The organism is Enterococcus casseliflavus NBRC 100478 (assembly GCF_001544095.1).
GTDB classification, from domain to species: domain Bacteria; phylum Bacillota; class Bacilli; order Lactobacillales; family Enterococcaceae; genus Enterococcus_D; species Enterococcus_D casseliflavus.
In genome coordinates this window covers 37,438-51,382 of the sequence record NZ_BCPT01000003.1, presented here as the reverse complement: position 1 = coordinate 51,382, position 13,945 = coordinate 37,438, and the positions used below count along the sequence as shown (strand labels likewise).

Sequence of the window (13,945 nt, the reverse complement as noted above, 5' to 3'; positions counted from 1 at the left end):
TTGCGTGACCCTCTTTCTTACAACACATCAACGACATACTTGAAAACCGCTTGTTCTTGTAAAAGCGCATCATAGGCAAAGTCTGGATGCCATTGAACCGCCAACAAGCGCTGACCCACGTGTTCAATGCCTTCAATGATGCCATCAGGACTCCAAGCTGTCTTTTGCAATGGACGAGCCAATCGATCCACCGCTTGATGATGAAAGGAATTGACCTTTGTTTTTTGACCGTATACACGAGCCAACATGCTTTTTTCAGCCGTCGCGATGGCATGGGTCGGCACTTCTTTCGGAATCGGCGCCTGCATATGAATGATCTCACTGAAGGTACTGATGTCTTGCTGCAGCGTGCCCCCAAAGGCCACGTTGACCAGCTGCATCCCCCGACAAACCGCAAAAATTGGTTTCTTTTGCAGCAGCGCTTCATCGATCAGCGCCAGTTCAAACTCATCCCGTGCCAAAAAGCCGCTTCCAGTTGCCTGATGGGCCTCCTGCCCATAAAACTTGGGTGAAACATCTTGTCCACCAGCTAACACCAGTTTATCGATCTGTGAAACATAGTCCTTGGCTATAGCTGGTTCACTGATTGGCAAGAGCAATGGCAGTCCGCCCGCTTGCTGGATCGCTCGCACATACCCTAATGGTGTGTAGGCGATCGGCAAATGATGCAGCACATCGCCAGCATCTTGCACTTCATTCGCAGCAATCCCTATAATTGGTTTGCCCATCGACATCCCTCCCTGATTAACGAATTTTTCAGAAAAAAGCGGCATCTAGCAGTTGAACAAGGCAAGCGCCACTTTTTCCCTCAAGATATGTTTCAACTATTCTAAACCAATCGGCACTTTTTGTGAAACACTATTTTCACTTTCGCGATCATTTATTACAATCACCATTCTATTCAACCGCCTCTTTGATTCGCAATAAAGAACACCGCTAGTCAGATATAGTTGAATTTTGCCAATGCTTTCTCTACGTAAAAAAACATGCGAGAAGCCGTGGCTTTCCGCATGTTTCGTCATTAAAATAATCGATTGTCTTTTAAAAACTCCAGCATCTGTGTTTTTAGGGGATCTTTTTCATTGCGGATCGACTTTGTTTGCGTCGTTTCATCAAGTGTCGATGGTCGCTTTTTAGGAAAAGGCGTCGCTGGTTCTTCTGCTAACTCTAAAATTTGAAAGGTATCCACCACCACTTCTGCCGCACAAAATCTTTGCCCTTCTGCTGTTTCATACGGACAGCCTTGCAAGTGTCCGTTGATTTTGATACTTGCTCCTTTTTGAGTATACCGTAAAAAGGTCTCTGCCTGTTTCCCATGAACGACACAAGCAAACCATTCATGATGCACTTCTTCACTGTTTTGCCATTGAGATACAATGACAAGATCAAAACGTACGCCCTGATCGTCCGCCGCATCAAACGCTTCTTTACTAGGCATCGCTGCGATTTTCCCAGTAAGAACCACTTTATTCATTGCCACGCTGCATCCTCGCTTTTCTCTCATTTCTTGAGTGATCTAAACTTATGCGACCTATTCTACCATATTCCAAAAAACAAGCAATCAAAGGGCGAATGGCTTAAGAAATGCTTTGAAAAAAATGAACCAACTCAAAGAATTCGTCTGCTCCTGTCAAAAAGCTGCGATTTTTTGACGGAAAAATTCTCTTTGCTCCACACAGCAAAAAAACAGTTGGTTCAATACCCCTATGAACCAACCGTCTTCTGCAAATCTTTATTTAGCAAAGGAATCTTGACTACCATAGCGATCAAAATGGAGGGTTTCGCTTTCGAGATAATCGATGATCGCTTTGGGGATCAGGACCCCTTCTTGCTGAGCTTTTTCAAAGTGTATTTGGCTGATCTCTCCAGGATAGTAGACTTGTGATTGCCCTTTTACTGGCGAGATTGCATGCAGCTCAGTCACCATCTGATCGACGCTTTGCTTGAAGGTTTCGGTTTCCGTAAAACGAGACGGATCGATCACAAGAAGAAATTGTCCTAAGCGGCGTTTTTCCGTCAAATCCGCATACATGGAGGTGACCTGTTTACCAAAAGCCAAGCCCAACATCGAGCCAGCTAAAATATCCACCATCATCATCAAGCCATATCCTTTGGCACCAGCGATTGGCAATAATCCTTGGACTGCATAGGGGTCGGTGGTAGGCAAGCCTTGCTCGTCTACGGCCCAAGTATCGGGGATCTGCTGCTTCTTCGAGCGAGCGTCCAAAATTTTGCCCCACGCTTGAACCGTTGTCGCCATATCAAAAACCACCGGCGGATGATTGGCTCGTGGTGCTGCAAACGCGATTGGATTGGTGCCAAAATAGTTTTCGGTCCCACCAAAAGGCACCGCCATCGGATCCGATTGACACATGGCGATCGCCACTAAGTCGGCTTCAGCAGCCTGTTTGACGTAATACGCCATCGTCCCGCTATGGCTGGTCTGCTCGATTCCTACTGCAGCGATCCCTGCTTCTTTCGCCAGATGAATGGCGATCGCAATCGCTTCGTTGCACACATAATGCCCCATGCCGTTATCTCCGTGAAAAATTCCAGTAGCGGCGCCTGTTTTTTCAAAAGACATGTTTGGTTCTAGCGTGATGCCGCCTTTTACTAAGCGCTCGGCATAGTAGTCCATCCGCACGGCACCATGAGAATGGATCCCGCACGCATCCGCAAAGGTCAAATGCGCCGCTGTTTCACTGGCAGCGGCTTCTGGCAAACCAGCAGCCAAGAGTTTCTTTTTCATCAATGCTTCTAATTCCAGCAAAGATCGTCTGCTCATTTCTTCCATCTTTTCTCCTCCTTAGAAAAAGAGAAGCACGCTTGGCAACGGCTTCTCTTATTGATTAAACACGCGATGATCGAGTTCATCAGCAGACTTAGCGATCAAAAGCGCTGAATAGACGTCTGAGTTCACGTTCAAGATCGTCCGCAGCATACCAACAAACCATTCGACACCAGCAAATAGCGCAATGCTTTCGATTGGTAAACCGAGCTGGGGAACAATGATTGCCAAGGAAACTAACCCCGCTCCGGGAACAACTGCATTGGCTAAAGAAACGAAAGTCGCAGTTACAGCTACCGTCACCATTTGGATCCCGTCAAAGTTGATTTGATACATTTGGGCGATCGTCATGACTGTAATCGCCATATGCATCGCTGACCCATTGCTGTTCAAAGACATCCCTAACGGCAATACCAAATTGGTGATGTGGCTACTGAGTCCTAATTTATTCTGGGATTCTTCCATAGCGATCGGCAGCGTGATGGCAGAGGAGGTTGTCGCCAATGCCATGACCGACATATTTTTCATATTTTTGATCAATCGTAACGGATTGATCCGACAATACACGGTCAACAAGACTAGCCACAGCCCAAGGAACGTGACGGTGGCTAGACCGTAGACGAGCAAATAGCTGCCTAATGGCAAAATGATCTGCAAGCCCAGGGAGCTGATCGTTGAAGCGATCAAAGCAAAAATACCGATTGGTGCCACGATCATCACGTAACGAATGATGGCAATGACGACCTCATTCAGATCCACGATCAGCCCATAAAGAGCTGACTCAGGTTTCTTTTGCACAAAGCGATTGAGGGCAACACCAAAAAATAACCCAAAAACGATGATTTGAATAATTGACCCTTTACTCAACGCATCGAAAATATTCGTGGGAATAAAGTTGATCACTGTCTCTGATATAGAAATTTCTTGTGCTTGCAGAGGTTCGCCGGCAGCTTGTGAAAAGTCGATCCCTTTGCCTGGAGCAAAGAAGAGCGCCATCAGCACGCCCCATGCAGCAGCGAATAAGGAGGAAATCCCAAAGACAGCGATCGTTTTTCCACCCAAACGAGTGAGTTCTTTCGGGGCAATCCCCCCAACTGCTTGAATGATTTGGCCAACGATCAATAACGGGATCGCCATTTGCATCAGACGCAAGAAAAGATCGCCCAAAATTTTTAGGAACGAAGCGGCTTGCCCAAAGAACAAACCGCAAAGAATCCCTAGAAGAACGGCAATAACGATCTGCGTCACCATCGGTAGTTTTTTTGCTTTCACTTTGATCCCCTCTTTATTTTCGAAGTATGGTTCCTGTATGCTGATCCAGTTCAGCTAACTTTTCGATTGAGGTAATAATCGCGGTTCTGGCTGCATCTTCTTCGACAAAATCAATCGCAGCTTCTATTTTTGGCAACATACTACCCGCTGCAAAATGGCCTTCCTCGATGTAGCCCTTGGCTTGTGCCACACTGATTTCCCCTAAGGCTTGCTGATTCGGCTGGTTGTAATTGATGTAGATATTGTCGACACCAGTCAAAATGATCAGGCGATCGGCCTGCACGTCTTTTGCTAAGACACTAGCGGTAAAGTCCTTGTCGTTGACGGCTTCCACGCCAGTAAACCCATTGTCGTTGCGAACGACAGGTACGCCACCACCACCGGCGCAAATCGTGATCACACCAGCATCGACCAATGTTTTGATGGCTTCTTTTTCAACGATTTCTTGCGGTTTCGGGGATGGAACCACTTTCCGGTAACCACGCCCAGCATCTTCTTGATATACCCCGCCATTGGCTGCCATCGCAGCATTGGCTTCCTCTTCACTATAAAAAGGTCCGACTGGTTTGGAAGGTTTCTCAAAGGATGGATCTGCTGGATCGACACGAACTTGGGTGACTAATGAGATCACCGAAGGATGTGCTTGACGTGTGGCAAACTCATTGATCAAGGCATTTTGCAGCCAATAACCGATACTTCCTTGGGTCATCGCCACGCAGCTGTCTAATTTCAATTGGGGATTTTTTTCACTTTCCCCTGCTTTTTGCTGCAACAGTAAGTTGCCGACTTGTGGTCCATTGCCGTGACAAACAATGACTTTTTCCCCTTTTTCGACAAAATCGGCAATATAACGTGCTGCTTGCGCAACAACTGCTTTTTGTCCTTCATCACTAGGGTCTTTATCTAAAATAGCATTGCCGCCTAACGCGATCACATTCAAACTCATTTTATGCTCTCCTTCTGATTTTCCTTTGCTAATACGGCAAAAACACCTAATCCGATCAGCAGTAATAGACAAGACAGGTAAAACCCGACCTGCATCGATCCTAAAGAATCGGCTAAAAAGCCAGTAACATAAGGTGCTAAGATCGACCCCGACATCCCGATAAAATTATAGGCACTCAAGGTCGTTCCTAAGGCGCCTTTTGGTGCGTTTTTCGTCACAAAGGTCACGACGATTGGATCAAGCGCCAGCTTGCCAGTCAATCCATACAAAATCAAAACAGTGATCAATAAGGTACGATCCGTTACAAAGGCAATGGCAAATACGGAAAGGGTCGCCAATGGGACCAATAAATAGACTAATTTTTTCGTTGCGCCTGTTTTATCATTCAATCGAGCAAAAATCAACGCACCTGGAATTGATGCCCATGGGACTAAGGAAGCAATAAAGCCGACACTCGCCCCTTCAAAGCCACGCTCGGCAATCAAGAATTGCGGCAGCCAAGTAATGATCACAAAGTTTGCATAAATGCTGGTAAAGCATAGAACAAAGGCTGCCACGAGATTGCGGTTTGAAAAAATCTGCTTCAAGGAAATCTTTTCTTTCGGCCCTTCTTCTTTTATTTCTTGTCCTTCATCTTCTGGACGAATCACTTTTTCTTTCAAAACAAAATAGAACAAGACACCGACGATCAAGGTCGGAATTGCCATTAGGAAGAAGGGTTGGCTCCAATGGCCCCCGTTATCCAAGACTAATTTACTAGAAAGCAAGTACCCACCAGACGTTCCAAACGCCATCCCACTGTTGATAATGGCATTTCCGACGGTTCGTTTGTTGTCGGGAATCGCTTCGGTAGACAATGCGTATTGCGGACCGTAATAGGCACCTTGACCAATCCCTGCAATGGCACGAATCACTAAAAACAAAACAAAGCTTGTGGCTAGCCCACTGAAGTACGTAGTCACCGCCAATAAAACAAAGCCTAGAGCGATCACTAATTTGCGACCGATTTTGTCGCCGATGATCCCAAAAGGAATTTGCGCAACGGCATAAGTCAAAAAGAAAATACTATTGGCAAGTCCTAGTTGTGTGTTACTTAAATTGAATTCTTCACCGATCACACCCATGATTGGATTGAAGATCGTCCGTGTGGCGTACATTAAAATCCAGCCGACAAAGAAAATAGCAACGACTTTTTTCCAGTAAGAATTGCTTACTTTGACCGCATCTTTCTGGTTACTGATTTCCATGATTTCTCCCCTTTTCTATTCTTTTTCCTCAAGTGACAATGACTCCAACGCTAACAACAACCCAAAGCTAAGATCTTTGCCTGACGAATGACCGATGGACATCAGCTGCTGCACGTCGTTTTCCAGCACCTGTGGGTTTTTGCTTTTTACGTCTTGGAATAATTGCAGCATTACCGAATTGACATACCCTTGACTGGCACTTTGAATATATGCAAGGCTGACATCCGTCGTAGACAGCGGTTTTGCCAATGCTTGCGCTAACGTTTCGGCTTCTGGCTGCTGCAAGGCATAGAGCATCGCTTGATAGGCAACGAGAAGATCATCGCCGCTAGGTGTCAATCCTTTGCCGCGACCAATCAGGTGGTCAATGATTGGTTCCCAATCTGAGACAGACTGCCGCAATGCCGCAAACACTGCTTGGGTTTTCTCATCTTCTGGCAACCCAATCTTGGTTTCTAGTTCTTGTTGAAGCAGTATTTCTTTCAAAAGCTGCAATTCCGCAGAGGTGAAGGATAACTCCTTCACCTGCAGCGAAACCAATTCTTTCTCCTCTAATGAAAGAGAAAATGTTCCTTTTGTGCTGTAAAAGGTCAGACCATGCTCTCGGACTTGCACGCGATTGCCGACTTCGATCAAAGGTAGGACTTGTTCAAACAATGCATCGGGTAAAAAGACGCCGAAGCCAGTTAAATAGTAGCGATAGTTGTTGATATTGACCAGCTGCTGCCCGATCATCACATTGAATGAACGATCAAACACGCTATGCACCCGACCGGTACGACCGAATCGTTGCAGTGGGTCTAGATAATCACTGATTTTGATTTTCTCAGTCAACATCGATCCCCAGATCCTTCGCATAAGCCGTCAAGGCATTTTCAAAACAGCCTAACGGTGCACGCACCGTGCCTGCGCCGACTTGACCGACACCTGCTTCTTTATGGGCAATCCCAGTATTAATGATTGGGGTGATGCCTGTTTCAACGACTTTACGGATGTCGATCCCCAAACAAGTCCCTTGGAAGTCCCATGTTGGGATCGAGAAGGTCGGATTATGACCGAAACAGATTTTTGCCATTTCGTTGGAAGTTTCCAGCGCATCTTCAAAGCCACCAGCGCCGACAAAGCGTGTTACCCCTGGTGCGGCTACCATCGCCATTGCTCCGACACCGACGGTTTCAGTAATGGCACTGTCCCCAATATCAGGATTGCCATCTGCTTCGGTAAACCCAGTAAAGTACAAACCTTTCGGCGTATTGACTGGTGCAGTATGCCATTGGTCTTCTGTTTGGGCGACACGAACCCCAAAGTTAACACCGTTTCTCGTCATGGTGGTCACGATCGTTCCTTTGGCATCGACACGGGCACCGTCAACGATGGCTTTCCCGGTTGCCATCATGATATTCAAGAAGAACTGATCGGTATCTGCTAAGAACTTGATCACTTCATATTTTTGCTTTTCATCGATCTCTGTTTGGATGATCAACGGCGCGATCTCTTTCAAAAAGTTCAATGATGCTGCAATATTTCGTTGATGGAATTCATCCCCCATTGTGATCGACCGGGCAATCAATACATTCAAGTTGATGCCTTCTTCTGTTAATTGTAATGCCTTGGCAATGGTTGGTCCTAAGACGTCTTTGATCCAATCCAAACGATCGATGACTTCTTGTGAATAGGCACCAAATCGTAAGACTTTACCGATCCCTTCGTTCAAAATACAGTAGGCTTTGTTGCCGACAAGGCGGTTTTCAACCACAAAGACAGGCATATTCCCAGAAGTGATTCCCCCCATTGGTCCAACTGCCTGGACATGGTGACATGGCATAAAGCGGACTTCCCCACTTTCGAGTAAGCGTCGGGCTTCGTCTTCATCCTTCGCCCAGCGTTCAAACAAGGCAGCGCCGATACAAGACCCTTGCATCGGTCCCGTCATTTCCGACCATTGGATCGGCGGTCCTGCATGCAGCAAGGTTTTCTGGCTTTCGTTTAATTCAGCAATCACTGATTTAGCTGGAACGACATCAATCAAGAATGGTTGGGCATTTTTGATTTTATCCGTCACTGCTTGGTTTTCAGCTGTGATTTTTTCGTCAAATTCTTCTAACGCGTCTAAAATACGGATCATTTTCTTGTTGCCGTTGGCACGAGGACGCCAGTTAAATTGTTCTGTTTTCCCGCCATATTGCAGGATCGATTCATTGAAGCTTTGCAAGCCAACATTGATGATCCGTGGTTTGGTGGTCAACAGCTCCATCACTTTCTCGCTAACTGTCGGCACCTCAACTTTGCTACCAGTATAATCATTGACCGCTTTGTCTGCTTCAGAAAGAGTCGCCCCTTTTAAGGCGAGGGCTAATTGCACTGCTTGAGCATTGCTTGGTGCCACATAGACGCCAGTTGCTTTCAAACGGTTGACTGCTTCTTGATAGTTTTGCGGATCTTTTTCAGTTCCGCAGACGGTAGCAACAAAGTATAGCGCGCGATCAGCTGCTTGGGCTGTTTGCTGTGCAGCTTCGATGGCTGGTAACAGTGCACCTACCATATCTGCATGTGCGCCGTAACCTAACACCACATCAAATAAAATGACCCCGGTTTGCTCATCTTGCGCATAGTCTTCGATTTTTTTGATGCGCACTTCAGGATCGATCATTGGGTGCGGTTTGCCTTGGGTATAGATATCATCACCAAGGTCGATCACATCATAGCCGTGGGAATGCAAGATATAGCCTTCTTGTTTTACAAGGCCTTCTAGATTCAAGGCTTCGGAGATCAGCATTCCTGCTTCGGCAGCTAATGTACCGCCAGAATAAAGACCTTTGACCACTTTGTCTTCAGCGAGTTTGGGCACATCTGGGGTTGCCACGCGTTCAAAATAGTTCGCTTTGACGGGTTCTTCATTGGCAAGATCAACAGCGATGCGCGCTGTTTCTTCCAGAGTATGTGCCAAATAGACTTTTCCTTCATGGGCTTCTGGTTTTTCTCCTAAGAAAATCGCTACCACTGGTTTGCTGATACTTTGCAGCAATTGAACGACTTCATCCCGCACTTCTTTTGCAGGTGGTTTCGAGATCACGCAAATCACATCTGTCGGTTCATGATTTTCTAAAGCAACGATGGCATCTTTGACAGTGATCGCCCCAACTTTGTCGCTTAAGTCACGTCCGCCGGTCCCGATGGCATGAACGACACCACCGCCTAATCGGTCAATGATCGTCGTCACTTCTTGAATCCCCGTACCAGAGGCACCAACGACGCCGATATTTCCTGGTGCCACGACATTCGTGAAGGCAATCGGAATGCTGGAAATAATACCGGTCCCACAGTCAGGCCCCATCATCAATAAACCTTTTTCATGAGCCAGCTTTTTCAAACGAACTTCATCTTCGATAGCAACATTGTCCGTAAACGAGAAAACATGCAAGTCATTTTTCAAGGCTTTTTCCATCTCGGCTGCGCCATATTCCCCAGGAATACTAAATAATGCAACATTGGCATCCGGCATTGCGCTCAAGGCTTCTTGCCATGAAGCCGCCGCTGGCGTTTCTTTGCTTTGATCTTTTGCTGAAAGATCAGCTAAAAATGAATCGATCGCTGGCATTACTTGATCCATGATCTGTTCGTTTTGGCTATCGACTACGATCATCATATCGTTGGGTGAAGCACCTTCAGCCTCTTCAGAAAGCAAGCCAGTGTTATTTAATATGTCTTTGTTTGCATCCGTCCCCATCATGATTTGACTCATTTCGACATCGCCTAGATCATTGATCGTATTCGTCAGCAGCATTAAGTTAATGGAATCTTGGTAGTTATTCTTTAAGATTACTGTGTGCAGCATTTGTTCTCCTCCTTTTCTTATACTCTCATTCTAACGAGCCTTGTTTGCGTTTTCATTGGATAAAGTTCTAAAAAAATGCTATACTTTTTATCCAAAAGAGAAAAAAGGAGCATTTTATGAAATTAAAAGAATTGGTTGAACTGCCGCTTTTTGAAAAAAGTAAAGTACTGACTGGCTCCATTGGTTTAACAAATTCCGTTGGTTCCGTCATGGTGCTGGAAGCGATGGACATTGAGAAGTGGAGCAAAGCCCATCAATTGATTTTGACTTCTTTTTATGCCTTCAAAGACCAATCCCCTGAGGAACTGCGTGTTTTTTTTGAAAAAATGCAGCAAATCGGTGTCAGCAGTTTAGTGATCAAAGTGGATCGCTTGATCCCTATGATCCCAGATTGGGTGATTGAGCTTAGCTTTGCTTATCAGATCCCTTTGATCAAAGTGCAGCAAGAAGTCAGCTATGAAGCCATCATGCTAGCGGTTTACGAACCATTGCTGAATCACCAAACCCAGCTGCTGCGTACCTATTACGAAGTTCGCCAGCGCTTCATGAAAGTTGAGCGCAACCACTCTTCTTTCGATCAGATCATGCAGGAGTTCTATCAATTGATCGAAAAGCCTTGTTCGTTGCGCATCCCCCATTTAGATGTGCATGTGTCCGTCGGTCAATCCTTTAAGAATTTCGTGGTGACCAAACAAGAACCCATGAAAACCATCGAGTTTACCAAGAACCACTACGAATATTTGGAATTATTTTCTCATGAGAACAATCAATATGTGACTGCCATAAAAGTAGAGATCATCAATCCTTACAATGATCTGTGTACCTTGATCGTTTATCAGAAAGATTCGCAGATCCCTGAGGCAAAAGTCATGATCATTGAAAATGTGATCGACGTCATTTATGAACGCCTCCAAATGGAGTATTTGTTGAAGAAAGAACGCTACAATCGCATGAACAATCTTGCCGATGCAATCTTACAAAACACTCCTAGTAATTTGGCTGAGCTGGATCTTTTGTTAGAAGAAGCGCAACTGGATCGCTACGATTTCTACCAAGGCATTGCCTTTGCTTCCAACAGCTTCAAAGATAAGGAGCGTAAGTCCGTCGTTTTGCACAAGCTACGGGCGTTGAAAACACCCCACGTCTTTTTTGAACACCACAATTATTTGGTGATCCTCTATAATTTCCAATCGATCGCCCATCAGGTGACGAAACAGATGCTGCAGACACATTTTGATGATGCCCTGTTAGCCGATGAACATGGCTGCTTGGTGGTCAGCGAAGTCTTGCGCAAGGAACAGATCAAAGAGATCCTGCCAGAGTGTTTGGATGCGATCCGCTTCAATCGGCAGTTTTATTTGGCGCCGATCATTGCCTATAGCGACTTAGGTATCTTTAGTTCCTTTATCAAGGAGAACCAACTGGAAAAGCTGCAGCAAAGCATTCCCCCGAAGCTGTATCAACTCTCGGAAGAAAATGAAGAGCTGTTCAAAACGCTGTATACCTTTTTTATCACGAATCGCAATTACAAAAATACGGCTGAAACCTTGTTTCTTCATGCCAAAACGATTCGTTATCGGCTAAGCAAAATCGAACAGCTACTAGAGATCGATCTGACAAGTCCGATCCAATTAGTCAATTACGAGATCGGCACCTATTTATTAGAGCTTCAGAAAAGGAGTCAAGCAAAATGAAAAAAGAATGGCAATTGACCACCGGTGCTTCGGTGTCCCTTTATCCTGCTTCGGAGAAATACGTGATTTACTTTCACGGCGGCGGTTTTGTTTTTGGAACCCGTCAAGACATTCCCGCATCACTGATCGCACTATTTCAAGAGCAGCAATACAGCGTCCTCACAGTCGATTATTTGCTGGCGCCCAATTCCTCGTTAGTGGAGATTTTGGCGCTGAACTGGCAAAATTTTCAAGAATTGCAAGCAACTGTGCTTAAAGATAACCCGTTTTGTTTCTGCGGACGCTCAGCTGGCGGTTATTTGATGCTGGCGCTGACCCAGCAATTACTGAAGGAACAACAGAGATTGCCTGAAAAACTGGTCAATTTTTATGGGTATACCGATCTTTCTTTTATTGAAAACAAACGAGTCTTGCAGCAGCCGCTCTTAAGCAAAGAGCAAGTCCCTTCTTTGGATCAAACCGAGATCGTTTGGGATGATCCGCAGTTTCAGCGCTATTTGCCTTATGTTTATTGGGTTCAACAGCAAGAACTCACCACGATCTATGGTCTAACAGCTGAAGCTCTTTCTGACTATGCCATTGATCCTGAGCTGCTTGCTCAATTTCCTCCAATTTTCAGCAGTGCCAGCAGTACCGATGAGGAAGTTCCTTTTCGTTACAGCAAAGGCTTGAAGAAAGTGCCTAAAAGCAAATTTGTCCCTGTCTATGATTTGCCCCACGACTTTTTGAAAAACGTCGAGGAGCCGCAAGTCCAAATGGTGTTTCAGCAGCTCGCCCGTTGGCTCAAACAATAATTTGATACAAGTAAAGTGAAAATAATGTTTTTTTATTTCGACGAGTGCACAGAAAAACTCTGATTGCCTTCGCTTCCTCCTTATCTCAAAAAACGTGCGGTTTAATGAAACTCTTTTAATAAAAAAAGGCTTGATACAGGCTCAATTCAAGAGAGAATGCTATACTAAAGGGGAGTATGTTATAGGAAAGAAGGATGAGGTTTTATGCATTTTGTCGGGATTTTGTGTTTGATCCTAATCACGACGACCCTCTTCTCGCATCTCGCGAGACGGATGGGCGTTCCTGCTGTTATCGGGCAGTTGTTAGCGGGGGTTTTATTAGGAGGCGCAGGACTCAATTGGGTCCATCCAGATATTCTGGTTCATGATTTTTCAGAGATTGGTGTTATTTTGCTGATGTTTTTAGCGGGATTGGAAAGTGATATTTCTTTATTGAAACGCTATTTTCGTCCAGGGATGCTCGTTGCCCTTTTGGGGATCGTGTTCCCTATGCTCTTCGGGTATGCCACGGGGGTCGGTTTTCAAAGCAGTCCCACAGAAGCGTTCTTTTTCGGGATCGTATTAGCTGCCACCTCAGTCAGTATTTCTGTCGAAGTATTGAAAGAGTTGAATGTGGTGAATACGAAAGAAGGGTCGACGATTCTTGGTGCTTCCGTCGTGGATGATATTTTGGTCGTGTTGGTTTTGAGTCTTAGCCTTTCCTTTTTAGGCGGCGAAAGCAGCCAAGCAACACCACTGCCGGTCACCTTATTGGTAGAATTGATTTATTTTGTGTTGATTTTTCTATTGGTGAAATGGATCGCTCCGTTCTTATTGGCACTTGCAGAAAAGCTATTTGCAAATTCCGCAGTGATCATCATGTCACTGATCATCTGCTTAGGAATGGCGTATCTTGCTGACCTCGTTGGGTTAAGCTCTGTCATTGGTGCCTTCTTCGCAGGGATCGCTGTCAGTCAAACGAAGGTTCGTGAGGAAGTGGAACACAGTGTCGAAGCATTAGGTTACGCCGTCTTCATTCCGGTGTTCTTTGTCAGCGTTGGCTTAGAAGTTGATTTTTCCCGCTTAAATGAGCAATTATTCTTTATTCTTGCCTTTACCGTGGTCGCGATCTTGACCAAGCTGGTCGGCGGCTATGTCGGGGCGAAAATCGCGAAATTCTCGAACAACAGTGCTTGGATGGTGGGAGCTGGAATGATTTCCCGAGGTGAAATGGCATTGATCATTTTGCAGATTGGTCAACAAAACCAATTGATTTCGTCCGCATTGTATTCCCCTTTGGTGATCGTTGTCTTGTTGAGTACCTTGATCTCTCCCCTGATCTTAAAATACTTTACGAAAAAGATTTATTAAGCGATGCAACAACAGCTAG

The 13,945-nt window shown here is 45.4% G+C and carries 11 protein-coding genes; 3 read left to right on the top strand and 8 right to left on the bottom strand.

Going from position 1 to position 13,945, the window contains the following annotated elements; genetic code table 11:
• Positions 1-17: 17 nt before the first annotated feature.
• The 8 genes from ECA1_RS03490 to ECA1_RS16900 all read right to left on the bottom strand — a co-directional run bounded on the left by ECA1_RS03490 (position 18) and on the right by ECA1_RS16900 (position 10,088).
• Complete coding sequence (locus ECA1_RS03490) at positions 18-728, bottom strand: gamma-glutamyl-gamma-aminobutyrate hydrolase family protein (protein ID WP_060791746.1); 711 nt, start codon at positions 726-728, stop codon at positions 18-20.
• Positions 729-1,021: 293 nt separating this feature from the next.
• Positions 1,022-1,504 (bottom strand): single-stranded DNA-binding protein, encoded by a 483-nt coding sequence (gene ssb, locus ECA1_RS03485; RefSeq protein ID WP_034695396.1) that lies wholly within the window; start codon positions 1,502-1,504, stop codon positions 1,022-1,024.
• Positions 1,505-1,732: 228 nt separating this feature from the next.
• The gene (allD, locus tag ECA1_RS03480) at positions 1,733-2,794 is read right to left on the bottom strand and encodes an ureidoglycolate dehydrogenase (RefSeq protein ID WP_060791745.1); all 1,062 of its coding nucleotides are present in this window, start codon (positions 2,792-2,794) and stop codon (positions 1,733-1,735) included.
• Between the two features lie 48 nt (positions 2,795-2,842).
• Positions 2,843-4,060: a dicarboxylate/amino acid:cation symporter gene (locus tag ECA1_RS03475; protein ID WP_081091705.1), complete on the bottom strand. Its 1,218-nt coding sequence runs from the start codon at positions 4,058-4,060 to the stop codon at positions 2,843-2,845.
• Between the two features lie 13 nt (positions 4,061-4,073).
• Complete coding sequence (gene arcC / locus ECA1_RS03470; RefSeq protein ID WP_008379201.1) at positions 4,074-5,006, bottom strand: carbamate kinase; 933 nt, start codon at positions 5,004-5,006, stop codon at positions 4,074-4,076.
• Entirely contained in the window at positions 5,003-6,253 is a 1,251-nt protein-coding gene (locus ECA1_RS03465) for an MFS transporter (protein WP_005225376.1), read from the bottom strand. The genes arcC and ECA1_RS03465 overlap by 4 nt, the downstream gene beginning before the upstream one ends.
• Before the next feature lie 15 nt (positions 6,254-6,268).
• The gene (locus ECA1_RS03460) at positions 6,269-7,090 is read right to left on the bottom strand and encodes an oxamate carbamoyltransferase subunit AllH family protein (RefSeq protein WP_060791744.1); all 822 of its coding nucleotides are present in this window, start codon (positions 7,088-7,090) and stop codon (positions 6,269-6,271) included.
• On the bottom strand, positions 7,080-10,088 hold the full coding sequence (locus tag ECA1_RS16900) for a bifunctional FdrA/YlbE family protein (RefSeq protein ID WP_071859232.1): 3,009 nt from the start codon (positions 10,086-10,088) through the stop codon (positions 7,080-7,082). Before ECA1_RS16900 ends, ECA1_RS03460 begins: the two co-directional genes overlap by 11 nt.
• 116 nt (positions 10,089-10,204) lie before the next feature.
• On the opposite strand from ECA1_RS16900, the gene ECA1_RS03445 reads away from it, so the two are divergent.
• The 3 genes from ECA1_RS03445 (at position 10,205) to ECA1_RS03435 (ending at position 13,926) form a co-directional block, all read left to right on the top strand.
• Positions 10,205-11,782: a PucR family transcriptional regulator gene (locus ECA1_RS03445; RefSeq protein ID WP_060791743.1), complete on the top strand. Its 1,578-nt coding sequence runs from the start codon at positions 10,205-10,207 to the stop codon at positions 11,780-11,782.
• Positions 11,779-12,576 (top strand): alpha/beta hydrolase, encoded by a 798-nt coding sequence (locus ECA1_RS03440; RefSeq protein WP_060791742.1) that lies wholly within the window; start codon positions 11,779-11,781, stop codon positions 12,574-12,576. The genes ECA1_RS03445 and ECA1_RS03440 overlap by 4 nt, the downstream gene beginning before the upstream one ends.
• A 204-nt stretch (positions 12,577-12,780) precedes the next feature.
• A complete protein-coding gene (locus ECA1_RS03435; protein WP_060791741.1) occupies positions 12,781-13,926 on the top strand; it encodes a cation:proton antiporter in 1,146 nt (381 codons plus the stop codon).
• The last annotated feature ends 19 nt before the right edge of the window (positions 13,927-13,945 follow it).

Excerpts from the sequence above, each read along its gene's own strand:
- ECA1_RS03445 (WP_060791743.1), top strand. The coding sequence starts at position 10,205 with ATGAAATTAAAAGAATTGGTTGAACTGCCGCTTTTTGAAAAAAGTAAA.
- arcC (WP_008379201.1), bottom strand. The coding sequence starts at position 5,006 with ATGAGTTTGAATGTGATCGCGTTAGGCGGCAATGCTATTTTAGATAAA.
- ECA1_RS03435 (WP_060791741.1), top strand. The coding sequence starts at position 12,781 with ATGCATTTTGTCGGGATTTTGTGTTTGATCCTAATCACGACGACCCTC.
- ssb (WP_034695396.1), bottom strand. The coding sequence starts at position 1,504 with ATGAGAGAAAAGCGAGGATGCAGCGTGGCAATGAATAAAGTGGTTCTT.
- ECA1_RS03440 (WP_060791742.1), top strand. The coding sequence starts at position 11,779 with ATGAAAAAAGAATGGCAATTGACCACCGGTGCTTCGGTGTCCCTTTAT.
- ECA1_RS03465 (WP_005225376.1), bottom strand. The coding sequence starts at position 6,253 with ATGGAAATCAGTAACCAGAAAGATGCGGTCAAAGTAAGCAATTCTTAC.
- ECA1_RS03460 (WP_060791744.1), bottom strand. The coding sequence starts at position 7,090 with ATGTTGACTGAGAAAATCAAAATCAGTGATTATCTAGACCCACTGCAA.
- ECA1_RS16900 (WP_071859232.1), bottom strand. The coding sequence starts at position 10,088 with ATGCTGCACACAGTAATCTTAAAGAATAACTACCAAGATTCCATTAAC.
- ECA1_RS03490 (WP_060791746.1), bottom strand. The coding sequence starts at position 728 with ATGGGCAAACCAATTATAGGGATTGCTGCGAATGAAGTGCAAGATGCT.
- allD (WP_060791745.1), bottom strand. The coding sequence starts at position 2,794 with ATGGAAGAAATGAGCAGACGATCTTTGCTGGAATTAGAAGCATTGATG.